The 16,967-nt window shown below is 25.1% G+C and carries 21 protein-coding genes and 2 pseudogenes; 22 read left to right on the forward strand and 1 reads right to left on the reverse strand.

The genetic code is table 11. The features are described 5' to 3' along the window. Positions 1–3: 3 nt before the first annotated feature. The 3 genes from LFWB_RS03685 to LFWB_RS03695 are packed head-to-tail and all read left to right on the forward strand — an operon-like array spanning position 4 to position 2,845. The gene (locus LFWB_RS03685) at positions 4–828 is read left to right on the forward strand and encodes an ABC transporter permease (RefSeq protein WP_246454219.1); all 825 of its coding nucleotides are present in this window, start codon (positions 4–6) and stop codon (positions 826–828) included. A gap of 28 nt (positions 829–856) precedes the next feature. Beyond that, positions 857–1,645 (forward strand): ABC transporter permease, encoded by a 789-nt coding sequence (locus LFWB_RS03690; protein ID WP_210954683.1) that lies wholly within the window; start codon positions 857–859, stop codon positions 1,643–1,645. A 6-nt stretch (positions 1,646–1,651) separates the two neighbouring features. After that, complete coding sequence (locus LFWB_RS03695) at positions 1,652–2,845, forward strand: extracellular solute-binding protein (RefSeq protein ID WP_210954684.1); 1,194 nt, start codon at positions 1,652–1,654, stop codon at positions 2,843–2,845. 603 nt (positions 2,846–3,448) lie between these two features. Here LFWB_RS03695 and LFWB_RS03700 read toward each other — a convergent pair. Next, positions 3,449–3,673 (reverse strand): annotated as a pseudogene (locus LFWB_RS03700) (IS3 family transposase); the annotation flags it as partial. Between the two features lie 135 nt (positions 3,674–3,808). Between LFWB_RS03700 and LFWB_RS03705 the strand changes: the two are divergent. The 19 genes and pseudogenes from LFWB_RS03705 to LFWB_RS03790 all read left to right on the forward strand — a co-directional run bounded on the left by LFWB_RS03705 (position 3,809) and on the right by LFWB_RS03790 (position 16,785). Beyond that, entirely contained in the window at positions 3,809–4,429 is a 621-nt protein-coding gene (locus tag LFWB_RS03705) for a sigma-70 family RNA polymerase sigma factor (RefSeq protein ID WP_210954482.1), read from the forward strand. A gap of 4 nt (positions 4,430–4,433) precedes the next feature. After that, on the forward strand, positions 4,434–4,757 hold the full coding sequence (locus LFWB_RS03710; RefSeq protein WP_210954483.1) for a single-stranded DNA-binding protein: 324 nt from the start codon (positions 4,434–4,436) through the stop codon (positions 4,755–4,757). A 15-nt stretch (positions 4,758–4,772) separates the two neighbouring features. Then, a complete protein-coding gene (locus LFWB_RS03715) occupies positions 4,773–5,063 on the forward strand; it encodes an HU family DNA-binding protein (RefSeq protein ID WP_210954484.1) in 291 nt (96 codons plus the stop codon). Positions 5,064–5,075: 12 nt separating this feature from the next. Further along, positions 5,076–5,516: a hypothetical protein gene (locus tag LFWB_RS03720; protein ID WP_210954485.1), complete on the forward strand. Its 441-nt coding sequence runs from the start codon at positions 5,076–5,078 to the stop codon at positions 5,514–5,516. Further along, on the forward strand, positions 5,509–5,733 hold the full coding sequence (locus tag LFWB_RS03725) for a hypothetical protein (protein ID WP_210954908.1): 225 nt from the start codon (positions 5,509–5,511) through the stop codon (positions 5,731–5,733). Before LFWB_RS03720 ends, LFWB_RS03725 begins: the two co-directional genes overlap by 8 nt. Then, positions 5,734–6,369: a YqaJ viral recombinase family nuclease gene (locus LFWB_RS03730; RefSeq protein WP_210954501.1), complete on the forward strand. Its 636-nt coding sequence runs from the start codon at positions 5,734–5,736 to the stop codon at positions 6,367–6,369. 114 nt (positions 6,370–6,483) lie between these two features. Beyond that, the gene (locus tag LFWB_RS03735) at positions 6,484–6,780 is read left to right on the forward strand and encodes a hypothetical protein (RefSeq protein WP_210954487.1); all 297 of its coding nucleotides are present in this window, start codon (positions 6,484–6,486) and stop codon (positions 6,778–6,780) included. Further along, positions 6,780–7,385, forward strand: coding sequence for a hypothetical protein (locus LFWB_RS03740; protein WP_210954488.1), 606 nt, complete (start codon positions 6,780–6,782; stop codon positions 7,383–7,385). The genes LFWB_RS03735 and LFWB_RS03740 overlap by 1 nt, the downstream gene beginning before the upstream one ends. Positions 7,386–7,453: 68 nt before the next feature. Next, a complete protein-coding gene (locus tag LFWB_RS03745; RefSeq protein WP_210954913.1) occupies positions 7,454–8,650 on the forward strand; it encodes an AAA family ATPase in 1,197 nt (398 codons plus the stop codon). A gap of 3 nt (positions 8,651–8,653) precedes the next feature. After that, positions 8,654–9,493: a DNA double-strand break repair rad50 ATPase gene (locus tag LFWB_RS03750; RefSeq protein WP_210954503.1), complete on the forward strand. Its 840-nt coding sequence runs from the start codon at positions 8,654–8,656 to the stop codon at positions 9,491–9,493. 23 nt (positions 9,494–9,516) lie between these two features. Then, positions 9,517–9,882 carry an SVM family protein gene (locus LFWB_RS03755; RefSeq protein ID WP_210954504.1) on the forward strand — a complete coding sequence of 122 codons (366 nt, stop codon included), beginning with the start codon at positions 9,517–9,519 and terminating at the stop codon, positions 9,880–9,882. A 199-nt stretch (positions 9,883–10,081) separates the two neighbouring features. Next, positions 10,082–10,240, forward strand: a complete 159-nt coding sequence (locus tag LFWB_RS03760) for a hypothetical protein (RefSeq protein ID WP_210954505.1) — start codon at positions 10,082–10,084, stop codon at positions 10,238–10,240. Further along, positions 10,224–10,538, forward strand: coding sequence for a hypothetical protein (locus tag LFWB_RS03965; protein ID WP_320412076.1), 315 nt, complete (start codon positions 10,224–10,226; stop codon positions 10,536–10,538). Before LFWB_RS03760 ends, LFWB_RS03965 begins: the two co-directional genes overlap by 17 nt. A 252-nt stretch (positions 10,539–10,790) precedes the next feature. Next, positions 10,791–11,804: a hypothetical protein gene (locus tag LFWB_RS03765; protein WP_320412077.1), complete on the forward strand. Its 1,014-nt coding sequence runs from the start codon at positions 10,791–10,793 to the stop codon at positions 11,802–11,804. A 47-nt stretch (positions 11,805–11,851) separates the two neighbouring features. After that, a pseudogene (tmk, locus tag LFWB_RS03770) lies at positions 11,852–12,499 on the forward strand (dTMP kinase); the annotation flags it as partial. Between the two features lie 173 nt (positions 12,500–12,672). Further along, a complete protein-coding gene (locus tag LFWB_RS03775; protein WP_210954507.1) occupies positions 12,673–13,302 on the forward strand; it encodes a hypothetical protein in 630 nt (209 codons plus the stop codon). Further along, positions 13,292–14,773 (forward strand): replicative DNA helicase, encoded by a 1,482-nt coding sequence (locus LFWB_RS03780; RefSeq protein WP_210954508.1) that lies wholly within the window; start codon positions 13,292–13,294, stop codon positions 14,771–14,773. The genes LFWB_RS03775 and LFWB_RS03780 overlap by 11 nt, the downstream gene beginning before the upstream one ends. An 11-nt stretch (positions 14,774–14,784) precedes the next feature. After that, a complete protein-coding gene (locus LFWB_RS03785; protein ID WP_210954509.1) occupies positions 14,785–16,113 on the forward strand; it encodes a toprim domain-containing protein in 1,329 nt (442 codons plus the stop codon). Between the two features lie 36 nt (positions 16,114–16,149). Next, positions 16,150–16,785, forward strand: a complete 636-nt coding sequence (locus LFWB_RS03790) for a hypothetical protein (protein ID WP_210954527.1) — start codon at positions 16,150–16,152, stop codon at positions 16,783–16,785. The last annotated feature ends 182 nt before the right edge of the window (positions 16,786–16,967 follow it).

Raw genomic sequence — 16,967 nt, forward strand, 5'->3', positions numbered from 1 at the left:
AAATTGTATTTTGCTCTGAATTCTAATAAAAAAAGTAATTTTTATAAATATTTAATTATACCTTATTTTGGTATTCTTATTTCATTAATTATAATACCTATTTTAGTTGTTTTTATTGATTCTATTCAAAAACCTAATCCTGAACATATTTTTAAAGTTTCTTTCACTTTAGAATATTATTATAACTTTTATACTATTAATTATTTTGTTTATATTTTATTGCGCTCTATTGCAATAACTATCGTATCTACTTTTTTTTTAATTCTGATAGCTTATCCTTTAGCTTATATAGTTTATAAATGTAATTATGCCATTCAATCTATTTTAGTTTTGTTAATAAATGGAACTATGTGGATTAATATGATTTTAAAAATTCAATCCTTAATACAAATTTTTACTTTGATAGATGATTTTTTCGGTATTAGAATATTAGAAACTAATTCGGCAATGATTATTGGTTTTGTTTATGTTTTTCTTCCTTATATTTTTTTATCTATTTTTTTAATTATTTCTAAAATTGATTCTCTTTGGATAGAATCTGCCCAAGATTTAGGAGCGAACAATAAGCAAATTTTTACTAAAATTATTTTCCCTTTATCTATTCCAGGTTTAGCCACGGGTGTGATTTTAATTTCTTTACAAATTGTTACTAATTTAGCGGTACCGAAATATTTAGGACCAACTAACACTACAGTAATTGGTGAATTGATAGAAAATCAAACTTTTTTAAATGGTGATATAAAAAGTGCTTCTGCTATCGCCATCAATTTAAGTTTTTTAATTTTTTGTATTTTATTTTTCTGTAAAAAAACAATTAAAAAAATTTAGAAAAGGATTATAAAAAAAGATAAATGATATGTTTAAAATAAATATTAAAAAAATATCTATTTTTTATTTATTTTTGATAATTATATTTATTTATTTGCCTATAATTTCTTTAATTGTTTTTTCTTTTAACGAAACAGAAGGGCGTATTTCTTCTTTAATTCACTTTCATAAATTCGGTTTAAAGTGGTATTATAAAATTTTTACAGATGAAGCTATTAAATCATCTATCTTTGTTACTTTTCAAATCGCTTTTTTATCAACTATTATTTCCACTATTTTAGGAACTTTGGCTTCTATTTCTTTAATGAGTTATAAAAAAAAGTGGCGTCAATTTATTTTAGATACTAATCAAATTTCTATTATTATCCCTGATATTATAAACGCTTTGGCTTTGTTCGTTTTATTCAGTTTTATTCATTTAAGTAGTGGTTTTTGGAGAATGTTATTAGCTCATATTTCTTTTAGTACTCCTTTCGTTTTGGTTTGCATTTATACTAAATGTTGTTTTTTAAAAAAAGATTTAATAGAAGCTTCTTATGATTTAGGAGCTACCCCTTCGAAAACCTTTTTTAAAATTATTTTACCACAATTAAAAAGCGCTATATTAGCTGGCGCCGGTATCGCTTTTTCATTATCTTTTGATGATTATATTATTTCTTATTTTACTGGTGGGTCCGATTATCAAAATATATCCGCTTATATTTATAGTTTAAAAGGGAATATCAATCCTACTATTAATGCTTTATCATCTGTTTTGATTTCAATTATTTTTATAAAAATAATATTTGAATTTATTAAATTAAAAAAAAGATTATAACTGAAAATGACTAAAAAAATATTTTTTTTTATTATTTTAATTTTGTGTTTTTGTTCTATTACTTTGATATTAATAGCAAAAAAAATAAAAAATGATAAAAATAAACCTACCACCATTACATTACTTAATTGGAGTGAATATATTAAACCAGAACTTATACAAGAATTTAACAAAGAATATTCAGGTCGATTTGTTTTAAAACAAATATTTTTGTCTTCTAATGAATTGGCTATTAATAAAATTAAATCTGGTAATAAATATGATATAGCTATTTTAAGTGAATACGCTATTGAACAATTAAAAAGTAATGATTTAGAAAAAATTGATATTCAAAGATTAAATAATGATTTAAAAGAGGATAACGGAAAAACAAATGATCTAAAGTTCACCTCTAATTTTAAAAACATAAAACAAAAAAAAGATGAAACAGAACAATCGGATATATGGGAATACAATATTCCTTATTTATGGGGTAAATTGGGTTTTTTGTATAATGAAAATAAATTAGGAGAAATTAAATCATTACAACAATTAAAAAAAATATTAGAAAATCCTGAACATAAAGTAGCTTTATACAATAATCCCTTCGAAGTTATGTTTGTAGGATTAAAAATGACAGAAGGAGATATTAGCGTTAATTCGAAAGATGATATTCAAAAATCTAAAGAATATTTATTAGACCTTAAAAAAAATAACCCTAATTTATATTTTGTGACCGATTCATTATTGGATAGAATGAAAATACCTGGCAAAGAACATTATGATATTGTTGTTTCTTATTCAGGAGACGCAAGATATTTAACAAGAGAAAATAAAAATTTAAAATATTATCATTTTAAAAAAGAAGAACAAAAGAAAACTGGAACCAATATTTGGTTTGACGGAATAGTTTTCCCAAAAGAAAGTAACAAAGAAGGTTCTTACAAATTTATTAATTTTTTATTAAAAAAAGAAAATAACGAAAAAAATATTAAGTTTTTAGATTATAATTCTCCTTATTCAGGAGAAAATGATGATGATTTATGTAAAATTGACGAAAACGACAAAATATATAAATACAATAAAGAGATTAAAAAAGAAATAGCTAACGCTTGGAACGAAATTTATACTTATCGAGATCCTAAAGATAAATATTTAATTTTTTTAAGTATTTTTATTTTATTCTTTTATGGTTTTTTCTATTTTATTTTAAAAAAATAATTTTTTTATTTTTTTTATTATTAAAATTATATACTTTGTTAAAAAAATAATTATCATTTTAAATATATGAGTCGCAGTATTTTAAAAATTTTAGATACTTTGTTTTAAAATTTTTTAAGACTGAATTATGAGATAAATATCGTTTGAACTAAAATTTTCAACAAAATTACTCTTTTTGAATATAAATGGACTAATGCTAAAATTAATTTAAAAATTGTTAAACAATTATAACAAAAAAAGAACATTTAGAAAAATTACATATTTTGCGCTGTTCCGTTTTTTTGGATATATTTTGATTTTAAAATTGTTCTTTAAAACTTAAAATTAAGTAGATAATTTCATATCTTTTCAAACTAACAAAGTTGTTTTTAATTAAATTAAAAAGTGTCTAAAGTTTTTTAATAATTTGCTAGTTTCAAAAGATATTTTTTTCAATATTTTACCCTTCCATATATATAGTTAGGTAAAAAAAGTTAAAAAGGTGTCTACAAAATAAAAAGAAAATAATCTTTTATATAATTTTAACATTTTTCTTAAAAAAAGGGTGCAGAAAAGTAACCTTTTTTATAAGGTTATATTATTTATGTAAATTTAACTAATAATTTATCTAAGAGTTTGAAAATATTGTAAAGGGGATAAATTATTTAATTTAGTTAAAAGCCATTTATGATTCCAAAAAGAAGGAAATTGATTAATTATTTTTGTGATTTTTGGAATTGTTTTTTGAAATAAAAAAGGATGACGATGATATAAAATACTTTTCATTTGGCCGAACAGATTTTCAATTACTGCGTTATCACGTGGAGTGGCTTTGCGGGACATGCTGAGGTATTCCAAAACTTTAGACACTTTTTGTTTTTTAAAATTTATTTAAGGCTAACTATTAAGTTAGTCTTTTTTTATTCTCTAAGAATAAAATTAATTTTCATATCTTTTCTAAAAACGTTTTTAGAAAGGGATTAAATGTTAAGAAAAAAATTATTTAAAGATTTTTTAAAAAATAAAAAGAATTTAGAAATAAGAGATCAATTAATTGATCTTCATTTGCCATTAATAAATAAAATTGTTGGTAAATTTAAATATTATCCTAAATTGCTCCAAAAACAAGATTTATATCAAGAAGGAGTTTTAGGATTAACGAAAGCCCTAAGTAATTACCAAGATTTAGGTTATGACTTTATCGCCTATGCAAAACCAACAATTAAATCTGAAATCAATGAACTAATAAGAAAAAGTTATTCTCCTTCAATCCCACAAAAATCTACTAAACCAAACAATATTAGTTTTCAAGAAGAAAAATATCAACCTTATAAAATCAGCAACCCCAATCCTCATCAATTATGGTTAAAACAAACAAATCACGAATGTTTGTTAAAAAAACTAAAAAAGAAATTAAGTAAAACAGGATTTAATATTATTTGTTTAAGTTTTGGTATCACTTTAGACAACATCAACGAAACTTATCAACGACCTCATACCAACCAAGAGATCGCGCTAAAAATAAATTTAAAACTTCAAACAATAATCAACATCAAAAAAATAGCTATTCTAAAATTAAAACCTAAAAAACCAATGGAGAAATAAAAAAATGTTAAATAAAGTTCAATTAATCGGCCGCATCACTAACGCCCTAGAATCACAATACATTCATATTAATAATGAACAAATCACAAAAATTGATTTCAACTTAGCTATCAACAATAAAGATAAAGTTCAATTCATCCACTGTGTTGCCTTTCGTAATCAAGCAGAAAACATGAGTAAATATTTACACAAAGGTTCAAAAATATATATAGAAGGAACATTATCTATTCAAAAATACACTAATAACGAAAACCAAAACAAAACCAATACTAAAGTTATTTTAAACAATGTTATCTTTTTAGATAATAACCCCCCAACCCAAAATTAAAAAGGAGTCACTAAAATGACAAAAAAAGAATTAATCAAAACTATCGCAGTAATGCATAAAACTTCGGTTACTCAAACCCAAGATTTTTACAACTCGTTCGAAAATGCTTTAATCAAAGCAATCACATCCAACGAAGAAGTGGTATTATCACCTTCAATTGGCAAATTCATCTTAAAATCAAGAAAAGCCCGCGTGGGAAGAAACCCCCAAACAGGTAAAAAACTCAAAATCCCTACAAAAACTGTGGTAAATTTTAAACTTTCTAAAACTATTAAAGATGAAGTCAAAAACCTTAAATTAAAATAAGGAGAATAAATTATGTTTATTTTTTCATTATTTGCAACAATTAGCAATTTTATCTTAAATTACTCTAAAGGATTTAGCACTACCGAAATCCTTGAACGAAGAATAGACGGAATCCAAACAACGATTTTCACTATTCTTATTGTCTCTGGTTTCAAACCTATTTTTAAATTAATTGCAAATATTTTGATTTTCGTCAAAGATTTGATTTTAGGCCTCTTTTTCCCCAACAAAAAACTCCAAAATTTAGAAATCCAAAACGCCAAACAAGAATATTTAGAAAAACAGTTATTAAAAAAACTAGATAAAATAAATGAAAACCAAGAAAAACTCCAATCCCAATTAGAAGTGCAAAAAGTAAAAGTTGCTCATTGGCAAGAGAAAAAAGCAAGAAAAAAAATACTAAAATTAAAAAACAACAACAAACCTCACGGAAAGGAAAATGAAAATGAATGAACTTAATTTCGCCATTGGATTTATCGTTGGCGCCCTATTCGCAACTGCTTTAATGTTTATTATCAAAAAAATCTTTTTTAATTTTTTTCCATTACCAGAAATTAATAAAACAGATGAAACTAAAAAAGATAACAAACCCAATAAATCATCTTCAATTATTCCAAACCCAAATAACAATTCAAAAGAAAAAAATAATTTAGAAAGTGAAAATAATTAAATGAAAATTAATAATTTAAACCAACGAACTTCTGAGTGGTATAATCATCGCAAAAAATATATCAATGCCTCTGAAATAGGAAGTATTACAGGAAATGACAAATTTAGAAGTTTAGAACAATTAATACATGACAAAATATTTGGAACAACATTTACAAGCAATAAATTCACCGAACACGGCAACAAAACCGAACCCCTAGCGAGAACTTTTTTTGAAAAAATAACTAATCTAAAATTCCCTGATACCATCTTTACTGATGATACTTTAGATATGTTTTCTGCAAGTCTTGACGGTTATAACGAACAAACCAACACTTTATTAGAAATTAAATGTCCTTATGTAGATGAAAATAACAACATCTCCTCTACTTGGAATGGTTTCTTTTCACATAAAAAAATCCCTTCTAATTACTGGGCGCAAGTTCAATGTCAATTATATTGTTCTCAATCTAAATTCGCTTATTTCTTTGTTTATTTTAATGACACTAATTATCATGTTGTTAGGGTTTATCAAGATAATAATTTTATTAACCAAATGATTGCAGACGGCAAAAAGTATTTAGAATTATTAAAACTCAATAAACAAGAATTACAACAGACAACTTATTTAAAAAAATTAAGTAAATTTAAAATATAAAAAAAAGAAAGGAAACTAAAAATGAAAATCCAAAAAAACCAAAAATAATTATTAAGAAAAAAACAATTTAGAAAGTAACAAAGAAATAAATAATTAATACAAAGGAGAAAAAACATGTCAAAAAAAATAATTATCACTAAAAAACCAAATAAAAAATTAACCAAAACCCAAAACCCAAATCAAAAAATATCAATCCCAGAAACAAAAAAACTCAATCATCACATTTCACCCCCAACTCCTAATATCAATAAACTAAATTTATTAAAAATAATTACTTATTTAACTATCATTTTATATTTTATTTTACATGTCAACGTTATTTATTACCAAAACCAAATCCCTTGGTTAACAACAGGAATCAATAATTTTATTGATTTAATTAAAACAATTTTTTCAGGAGGAAACAAATAATGAAAACACAAAATAAAAATAAAATATTAATTATCATAACATTTGTAATTGTTCTATTTTTCTCAATTATCTCAATTTATGCTTTAAACGATTACTTTAACAAACAAAGAAAAGAAAAAATAAATTTAATAAATGATTTTCCTATTTTCACTGTTGAACGAACGGGTGGCAACAACGAAAATCAAATACTTTTGCCGATTTCAATTCCTAACTTAAGCCAAAAAAAATACAATCACTTAATTACTATCGAACACGAAGCAATCCTTAACTCAAATGGAATAGATATTTCAATACCCTTATATTTAAAATTATCAACCCAATATAACACTAACCAATCCTTTAACAACCCAGAAAAATATTTAAACATAAGCCTCAAAGTTAATAACAATGATTATGACGACACAAAACGTCCCCAAATGATATTAAACGACAAAGGTATTGGAATTATTAAAATTCAAATTAGCATCGAACAAAAAGAAATCATCAATTCCAAAAACCCTCAATTAGAATTAATTTGTGATTACGAATTAGTCGATTCCCAAGGTAAATCTTTCGAAGGCGGAAATCAAACTATCGAAAACAAAATTGCTCAATTAGCAAAATAAAATATTAAAAGACTAAACAAAATTTGTATTAGTCTTTTTTTATTTTTCAGAAAGGTATTAATATGAAAATGAATATTAAAAAAAATCAAAATAAAAATTTAAATCCAACTAATTTAATAATAATCATTATAACATCTATCATTTTATTTTTAGGAATTCAAGTTTGGATCCACCATCAAGCTTTAATCGAAAATCAAACCCAAATCCTAAATCATCATAAAAGATTAGAAACCCAAAACAAAACTAACCAAGAAACTAAAAAATATTTAGAAGACCAAATAACTAAAAATAATTCATCACCAGAAAAAATTCAAACTTTTTCTTCATCAGAATTACAAGAAAAAACAATAATCCCGAACGATAACCAAGAAGAATTATTATTTAAACCTTCTAACAACAATAAATTCCCAGGATTCAACCAACTAATCGGTTTCAAAGAAGAAAAACAAGCATTAGATGGATTTATTGATTATCTCAACAACAAAGAAAACTACAAAAATATTGGAGAAATCGAATCTCCTCTAGGTATTTTAATGTATGGAGCCCCTGGAACAGGAAAAACCACTCTCGCAAGATCCTTAGCCAAAGAAACTAATTTACCCTTCTTTGAAGTAAGCAGCTCTTTATTCTCACAAAAATACAAAGGTATCGCCCCTCAATTAGTCAAAGATTTATTTATGACAGCTCGCGAAGAAGCAGCCCAAAACAATGGCGCAATCATCTTTTTAGATGAATGCGAAACTATCTTTACTGATTTAAGCACTTTAGAAACTGATTCAGAAATTGCCAATGTTGTGAATCAATTCAAAACTGAATTGACATCTTTTAAAAACAACCCTGAAAAACCTATTTTCATCATTGGAGCTACAAACCACATTAACCAAATCGATGATGCCATCAAATCAAGATTCACTTACAATATCGAAGTCAAACCAGGCAACAAAGAAGAAAGAAAACAATTCCTAGAATTTTTAATCAACAAACGTAAAAACCCTTATAGTGAAGAAGCCAAACAATACTTATATGAAGTCATTAACGAAGCTTTAGAAATATTACCGCCAAACCATCAATTCAAACAAGCCAATCGTACTTTGGAAAACCTCTTAAAAACAACAGTAACAATCTTTGCGAAAAACAGAGGTCAAGGTGAAACTAGAAGAAATGAAATCAACAAAGAAGATTTAAAACAAGCATATAAAATGATAATTTCCCCTAATATAAATATATTAGACCAAATAGAAAAAAACCAAAAAGGAGATGAATAATATATGTTAACACCATTTGACTTAATCAAAGGATTTTTATCATTTAAATCTTATTTCACCTGGTTTTTAATAGCCACTACCATCTTTAGTCTATTTGTTTTCTTTAAAAGAAAACTTTCACCCACTCAACAATCAACAACATCATGGAAAGGCTATTTAACTTATTTTTTAATTATAATTGGTATTTTAAGTTTCATTTATTTATGTTTCTTTCATAAAACAGAACCATCATCTAAATATGCAGGGCAATTAGTCAATAAAATCGACAAAGCCATCGATAAATACGAAAATACAATAAATAATTACAAAGGATTAAAAACTAATTGGGAAAGTGAATTAAAAAAATGTGAAGATGAATTAAAAGAACTCTACAATGCCCAAGAATCCTCCCAAAAACAAAAAGAACAAATCCATGAATTGTTAGAACAAAATGAAACAAAAATTAAAGAAATAAAAGAACAATTAAAAAACACAACAGGTAACATCACTATCTTAAAAGGCAAGCTAACTCAGTTAGAAAAAGATAAAGATGCCAAAGAAAAAGAAATTAAACAAAAACAAGAAGAAGAAAAATTAGCTTCTCCTGATGATAAAATTAGATTAAGAGCACAAATTGAAAAACTCCAAAATGAAGTAATAAAAATAGTTGGTGAAATCGGCAAAATCAACGTTCAAATTGGCATATTAGAAAGTGACCAAAAATTATACAAAAGTAGGTTAAAGGATTCTAAAGAATCCAAACAAGATTTAGAAAAACGATATAAAAATGCTGAATTACAATATAAAGATTTAATTATTTCTGGATTAAAAGAAATCTATGACATTACCTCGGCCGAGGAATAAATAAAAATAAGGAGTAATATATAATGTTAATAAAAAATAAATTACATCTTTTACCATTTTTTTTAATGAGTTGTTTAGGATTGTTTATCTTAATCACTATTAATCCAGTTATGGCAATGGATCCAAACCTTCCAGGAACTAGTAGTAATCAACCTGCTCATCAGAACTTCACCATTGAAGAAAACATAATTAATTTAAAACAAAAAATTTATTATAATGCAACCAAAATAACAAACATAGATAAAGCATTACAAGGAAGTATCACTGATGATGACAAAACAAATCTCTTAAAATTAAAAGAAAATCACAAAAGATTAATTGATAATCAAAAAGAACAATTAAAAACTTATAAAAACCTTTTAAAAAATTTAAATGATGAAGATAACTAAAATATTATCAACATAAAAATTATCTTATTTTGATTTATAAGACCCTTGAAAAGGTCTTTTTGGAACCATAATTATAAAATAATTAGACTCTTTAAATAAGAGTCTTTTTTTATTTCTATTAATATTAATAAGAAATGAATATCTTTATTAAATAAAAAAACAAAGGAGTTCAAGTAGTTTTAGTGAATTACATTAAAGTTTGGACCAATTAGAAAAAACATTAGATGAAGTTAGAAAACAATTAAATAATCGATTTGCTACCATGTTCGAAAACTTCGATAAATTAGATAAAAACATTGCTGAATTAGATAAAACAAGTAATAAAGCAGAGGATAAAATCGATGAAAACCAAAAATAAACCAAAAAAAGGAGGTAACCAATTATGTCAAAATCAATCAAAATTCCCTTTATCTAAATATTTCATCATTATTTATTTATTATTATTTTTAATTTGTTGTCCTTCTATCTCCGCTCATCCTTATTTTCATCATCAATCTAAATCAAAAATAAAACTATCTGACTACCAAACCCTTCAACAAGAATGGTTAGCCACTCAACCCAAAATGAAAAGATATGACATTCCTGTTTTATCCAAAGAAAGCATCCCTGATATCTTAAAATATTTTAATATCAAAGCTTATCTTTATGATATTTAAACTCCCTCCTACAATCCTTATGATTACACTTTCTTCGACGCTAAACTCAAAAACCCTCCTTCAGGTTTAATTGGGGCTTATTTCAAACCAAGACATAACCCTTTTAATATCAAATATCCTGATGAAGATGATGAATTCACCTTAGAAGAACTCCTTGATTACGGAATAGCCATCAAAGAAGCCTTTGTCTTTTGGGATACAAAACAAAAACCTCAAGAAGAAAATGTAAATATAGAATTAATAATAATTGAAATGTTTGCTGACCAAAACAAAGAAGAAGCAATTAATAATTATTTAATCAAAAACAACATCATTAAAGAACCAAAACTAATTAAACTAGGTTGTTATAACGCAACACCTCATACTGGATTAGTATTGCCTTTACCTTTTGGAAAATTTTTATTTGAATTTGAAATTGATGCCATTTATTTTGATGACGGCATAAGGTTATTATCTGAAAATCGAAATATACAATCTCTAAGAAACCGATTAGAATGGAAACAAGAATTTCTACAAGAAGTTATAATAAAACAAAATTCATGTGAAGATACACATTTCAAAACTGTCTATCAAGAAAGCATTAATGAAATTAATGAAAGCATCAATCAAATAAAAGAAGATATTATTAAATCTCAATCATATACTATCGAAGACTTAACAAAACTCTCAAATGGTGCCAAAAACATCTATCTTTTCTTCCTTAATGTTCAAAAAAGAAAAAAAATTATTGAACTCCCTGACTCTTTAGACCCTTATCAAACTATCCGAGATTGGAAAAGAGAAAACAACCTTTATACTTTCCCTCCTTTAATAAAAGAAAGTGAATATAAAGAAGAAACAGAAAAGCGAAATTGGGATATTGAAATAACTTCTCCTTCTTATAAAAAAATAGATATTCCTTTTCAAATTAAAAAAATATTCCAATGTTTAGAAACTGATGATTGTATTTATTTTGTAGTTTGTAATGATACACTCCAAATTAAACTCGCCGAACAATATCGTAATGCTTATATAAATTGGTTAAAGCAATGTTACATTCAATATGGATGTTCTTATTCAGCTCAAGAAATAAGAAATAAATTTGGAAAAACATCGAGAATTATTTATGATGAAAACGGAAATACATGTTGGTATCAATATGTCCCAGGTTTTTTCTCTGATGATTGGATTGTTAATGGTCATAATTGTGTTGGTAATTCTAATATTTTTTATAATTTTTATAACACCACTCCCCCACCCAAAAGAATTGAATTAAGCTTTAAATAACAATTTAAAAGACTCTCTTGTAGAGTCTTTTTTTATTATCTAAAACCCAATTAAAGGAGAAAAAAATGAAACTTATAGTTTTTGAAGGACTAGATGGTAGCGGCAAAACAACTTTAATTCAAGAATTACAACAAAAACTAAAAAAACAAAAAATAAATAATAAAATTTATCAAGGTTTAGGAAGTAGTTCTATTGGAACAGAAATAAGAAATTTATTTTTAAATTATAACCAAGTTGATTACATTACTCGTTTTTATCTTAGCATCACTAATATGGCTCAAATCCAAAAAGAACTCATCTATCCTCATTTAAAACAAAATCAACTCATAATCTTAGACCGTTGGTTACCATCAACATATGCCTACCAATTATTTCCTTATCTTAAACAAACAAAATCTTGTTTCGATTTAAAAGAAATTTTTGATATCACTCATAAAAAATTATTTATTAAACCTCATTTATTAATTTATCTAGATATTAATCCTCTTATTGGTAAAGAAAGAAAACAAACCCAAAAAAACCATCAATTAGATATTATCGAACAAAAATCCTTAACTTATCACCAAACTGTCCATAAAGGTTATTATCATTATTTAACTCATTATCAAAACAATAAACAATTAATTCTAAATGGTATTGATTCCCTTCAATCAAATGTTACTAAAATTATGAAATTAATAAGAGATATAAAATGAAAAAAATCATAAAGAAAAAATGTCAAAACGGTAATTTATATATCTATTTTCGCAACGGCAAAATCAAAACAATTCATAAAGATGGAATTATTACTTGGCGTACTAAAAAAATCTATTAAAACAAACCAAAGACCCTCAAAAAGGGTCTTTTTTATTTAGAAAGGAATTTAAAAATGTTAACTAACCAAGAATTTATTAATATCAACCAATTAAATACCAACTCAAAATCAGTTCAAATCATAAAGCTTATTTTCAACAAAGCAACTTTGAATCTTACTATTGATAAATATATGAAAAGTAATCACATTCAATTAAATCATTATTTCGAAACCAACAACTTTTGTTCCCAATCCCAAAAATCAATTCGCGGAAAAATTAACGAATACCTGATTTTGCTTTATTTAAACCATAAAGGAATTAAATGTTTATATCCTAAATCATATTTATTTTTCATCCCCGACATCAAATTCGACTTGGTTTTATTCACACAAACCAAACGCATTATCGCCTTCAATTTCAAAACTTGCCTTCGTGAACGATACAAACAAGCCATCATTGAAGCACAACAACTAAAAAAACTAGACACTCGTTTTGAATATTATTTATTAACAAACGATGAAGTTGAAACTCAAAAACTCAATAATAAAATTAAAAACGGTAAAGTACAGTCAATTAATAAAGTAATTAATTTATTTTCTGATAATGCTAATCTCTTCTTAAAAACCTTACTAATGAATGAATTCATCACTTTTCCCAATATTAATTTAATTAAAAAGAAGGAGTTAAATAAAAATGTTAACTAACGAACACCAAGCCTTAATTCAAATTATTAATTACATCGAAAAAGGGGAGTGGAACAAATTAAAACTTTATTGTCAAATAATCAACCCTAAATATTTAACCAAATCCAATCACCAAAAAATATATAACGCTTTAAAATATTTATATTTAGAAAAAAAATCAACTCATCCTTGGGATAAAATCAAAACCAAAGAGACAATTATTAAAGAATTACTAACTTATCTTCAAACTCATTATCCTCAAGAAAATTTTAATAATGAATCTTTGATGTTTTTAAACAATAATAATATCCATAATGAACATCTTTTAGAAAATTTAAAACATACTTATACCCAAGAAACTTTATTTCAACAATTAATAAAAACAATCAACCCTTCTTTTGATAATCAAGATCTTTATCATAAGCATTTATACTACCAAGAAATCTTTGATAAATTAAGAAATTTTATTAATCTTATCCCAAACAAAAAAGATAAAACTTTATTAACCTTGAACCAAATGACAAAACTTTATCCCGAAGTCTTTGAAACCGACAACATTTCCAAACAAAAAATCCAAGAAGAATATTATCGTTTATCAGACACTTTCAAAGGATTAAACCAAGCCACTAAAGGGTTCAAAAAAGGTCAAATCATCACCATTGGAGGCTATACTGGTTTAGGTAAAACATCTTTTATCTATAATCTTCTTTTAGATTTAGCCAAAACTAAATACCAAGAAAACCAACATTATCCTTATATGTTGGTTTTTTCTTTTGAAATGACTTCAGAAGAAAACCTAAATCGTTTATTATCTAATCAAACTCAAATTCCTTTAGATGTTATTTTAGATAAAAATTTTGATAATATCACACAACAACACTATACGAAAAAGATGATACAAGCAAAACAATTTTTTACTAATATCAACTTATCTTTTAGTTATGACCAAGAAAAAAATATTAATTATATTGTTGATTTATTGTATCGTCTTCATTTAGAATCCAAAATAGAAATTGTAGTCATTGATCACCTTCAAATCACAAAAGCGAGTAATAAAATGGATAATGACCGTTTAGCCATTGATGAAATCATGACCAAAATTAAAGAAATCGCCATCGAATTAAAAATTGTCATTATCATTTTATCTCAATTTTCAAGAGATACTTATTCTAATTATAACGGAAAATCCCCAGAAATCACCGCACTAAAAGGCTCTGGCGGAATTGAAACCAATTCCGACATAGTATTAATTATGTCTGAATTTAACCCAAATATTAAAAAAAATACCACCAAACCCCTAAATATCTATACTTCAACCTTAAATCAACTATATTTAGAAGCTGATGACAATGATAATCAAAAAATAATTGAAGTAAATATTAAAAAAAATCGCAGCGGAACTAAAAAAACTTTAGTCTATCATTTTAAAATGACAACTCAAACTTTTCAAGAAGTAGGTTATGTTTTACCTTACCAAATAGAAGATTTTTAAGGAGTAAAAAAATGAATAATCAAGAAAAAATTAACTACATCAAAACTAATTTCCCCATGATAGTTTTATTAAAAAAATTAAACATCCTCCCATCAAACTTCAACAGCAAATATCGTTTTCCTTGTCCCATCCATCAAGGTCTAAATCCAACAACTTGTCATATAAATGATAACAATAACATTCACTGTTGGAAATGTTGTCGCGATTTTGACATTATTGATGTTTATAAAGAAATTCGTGGAATCACAAACTTTAACGATGCAGTCAAAAAGATTTTAAATTTTATGCATTCTCAAAAATTTGAAATCTTAACAAATAAAGAAAAAACTAACACCTCAATATCCTCCAACCCTTTCAAATTACAATATCATCCTCCCAAACCCCATAACCCAATAGATGAAACAGAAATTAATATCAAAAAAACACAATTATTCAAAGAAATATCTCCCTTATTTAATCAAATAAGAGATTATTATAATTATTTGTTAACATCCAATCAAAATGATGAAAGGAAAATAGGATTAGATTATTTAACACAAAAGCGCCAATTAAATTTAGAAACAATTAAAGAATTTAAATTAGGTTATGCTCCATTATCAAATAAACCATTATCTTTTAGATTAATCAATTTCTTAAAAAAGAAAAATGTTAATATTGATAAATTAGTAGAATATGGTTTTATCAAAGAAAAAACTAATTTCAAAGGAAAAAAATATTATCATGATACTTTTCATGGTTCTATCATTATCCCGATTGAAAATGGATATGCTAAAACATTTCACTTTTATCAAAACCATTTTTGCGATACTAGCTATTTTCAACCCAAATATCAATCTCTTAATAATTTCAGCCAAACCCCCACTTTTCATTTTAGTTATCGTTTCTTTGAAGCATTCCCTTGCATTAAACAAACTAAAATTATGATTGTTCATGAAGGCTTTTTTGATGTCATTAGTTGTTGGCAAAATGGAATTAAAAACGTTGTGGGATTAATTTGTGTCACACAATTATTTTCTCAAACACAAATAGACATTCTTAAAAAAGAAAATATTAAAATCATTATTGCCTTAGACAATGACGAAACAGGAAAAAAACGTAGTGAATTATTAGGTGAACAATTAAAAAAAGAAAATATTATCTATGAAATTAGACACATTTTACCACCTTATAATCAAACTTGTAAAGATGTCGATGATTTATTTAAACAATATGGAATCCAAGCTTATCAAAAATGTTTCTTAGACCCATATATTTCTTACGAAGCGGCCAAAAAGAAACAAATAGTAGATTTAGCTATATATTACTTTGGCAAAGATAAAGTAGAAGTAATTAACGAATAATTTATTAATTAATTTAAAAAAAGGAGAAATAAAATAATGCAAAACAATACCAATCAAGAAATTAGAATCGGAGGTGAAATTAATAAACAAAATACTCCCACTGATTTAGAACAAATCAAACACTTTTTGAAAACTTTAAAAGAAGATTTAATTAACCTCACCATTATTAATCATTCCAAAAAGAAAAATACCTACCAAGAAGCTAATTATCGCCCTAAAAATCAAACTTTATTTATAGATCCAAAAATCTTAGAAGAAATTAAAAAATACAAAATAGACATAATTAAAGCCATAAAAGTAGATGACAATACAAAATTATTACTTAACCCTTCAACCCCTCTTAAAACTCAAAATAATACCCTTAAACATCAATTTAATATTTTCCAAATCAATTATAAAAATGAAACCAAAAACCAAATAAAAGAATTAATGAGCAAAATCAATATCAATAAATTAGATACTTTAAAATTATTTAAATTAGATAATCATAAAAAAGATAAATATGATAAACCTTTAAAAAGCAATTATAAAAAAGGTTTAAATATTATTTATTATCGCTTAGAAGATTTAAAACACATTAAATTCTTTATTACCAAAGATAAACGAGGTTATAGAGTTAAAAAACTCCATCCTATGTATAAATATATATCTAAAACAAAACAAATTATTTAACTAACAATTTTATAACACTTTACTAACAGTTTTATAACATTTTACTAACAGTTTTATAACACTTTACTAACAGTTTTATAACAGTTTTCGTCTCTCAATTTACCTGTTAAAAACTAGCTTATTTAACAAGTGATATTTGATATTTTATATCGATAATGATAATGATATTCGATATTTGATAT

The sequence above is a fragment of the Candidatus Phytoplasma luffae genome, from assembly GCF_018024475.1.
GTDB classification, from domain to species: Bacteria; Bacillota_I; Bacilli_A; order Acholeplasmatales; family Acholeplasmataceae; genus Phytoplasma; species Phytoplasma luffae.

What these genes read in the sequence shown, in the direction of transcription:
- LFWB_RS03690 (WP_210954683.1), top strand. Translation starts at nt 857, where the DNA reads ATGTTTAAAATAAATATTAAAAAAATATCTATTTTTTATTTATTTTTG.
- LFWB_RS03695 (WP_210954684.1), top strand. Translation starts at nt 1,652, where the DNA reads ATGACTAAAAAAATATTTTTTTTTATTATTTTAATTTTGTGTTTTTGT.
- LFWB_RS03705 (WP_210954482.1), top strand. Translation starts at nt 3,809, where the DNA reads ATGTTAAGAAAAAAATTATTTAAAGATTTTTTAAAAAATAAAAAGAAT.
- LFWB_RS03710 (WP_210954483.1), top strand. Translation starts at nt 4,434, where the DNA reads ATGTTAAATAAAGTTCAATTAATCGGCCGCATCACTAACGCCCTAGAA.
- LFWB_RS03715 (WP_210954484.1), top strand. Translation starts at nt 4,773, where the DNA reads ATGACAAAAAAAGAATTAATCAAAACTATCGCAGTAATGCATAAAACT.
- LFWB_RS03720 (WP_210954485.1), top strand. Translation starts at nt 5,076, where the DNA reads ATGTTTATTTTTTCATTATTTGCAACAATTAGCAATTTTATCTTAAAT.
- LFWB_RS03725 (WP_210954908.1), top strand. Translation starts at nt 5,509, where the DNA reads ATGAATGAACTTAATTTCGCCATTGGATTTATCGTTGGCGCCCTATTC.
- LFWB_RS03730 (WP_210954501.1), top strand. Translation starts at nt 5,734, where the DNA reads ATGAAAATTAATAATTTAAACCAACGAACTTCTGAGTGGTATAATCAT.
- LFWB_RS03735 (WP_210954487.1), top strand. Translation starts at nt 6,484, where the DNA reads ATGTCAAAAAAAATAATTATCACTAAAAAACCAAATAAAAAATTAACC.
- LFWB_RS03740 (WP_210954488.1), top strand. Translation starts at nt 6,780, where the DNA reads ATGAAAACACAAAATAAAAATAAAATATTAATTATCATAACATTTGTA.
- LFWB_RS03745 (WP_210954913.1), top strand. Translation starts at nt 7,454, where the DNA reads ATGAATATTAAAAAAAATCAAAATAAAAATTTAAATCCAACTAATTTA.
- LFWB_RS03750 (WP_210954503.1), top strand. Translation starts at nt 8,654, where the DNA reads ATGTTAACACCATTTGACTTAATCAAAGGATTTTTATCATTTAAATCT.
- LFWB_RS03755 (WP_210954504.1), top strand. Translation starts at nt 9,517, where the DNA reads ATGTTAATAAAAAATAAATTACATCTTTTACCATTTTTTTTAATGAGT.
- LFWB_RS03965 (WP_320412076.1), top strand. Translation starts at nt 10,224, where the DNA reads ATGAAAACCAAAAATAAACCAAAAAAAGGAGGTAACCAATTATGTCAA.
- LFWB_RS03765 (WP_320412077.1), top strand. Translation starts at nt 10,791, where the DNA reads ATGTTTGCTGACCAAAACAAAGAAGAAGCAATTAATAATTATTTAATC.
- LFWB_RS03775 (WP_210954507.1), top strand. Translation starts at nt 12,673, where the DNA reads ATGTTAACTAACCAAGAATTTATTAATATCAACCAATTAAATACCAAC.
- LFWB_RS03780 (WP_210954508.1), top strand. Translation starts at nt 13,292, where the DNA reads ATGTTAACTAACGAACACCAAGCCTTAATTCAAATTATTAATTACATC.
- LFWB_RS03785 (WP_210954509.1), top strand. Translation starts at nt 14,785, where the DNA reads ATGAATAATCAAGAAAAAATTAACTACATCAAAACTAATTTCCCCATG.
- LFWB_RS03790 (WP_210954527.1), top strand. Translation starts at nt 16,150, where the DNA reads ATGCAAAACAATACCAATCAAGAAATTAGAATCGGAGGTGAAATTAAT.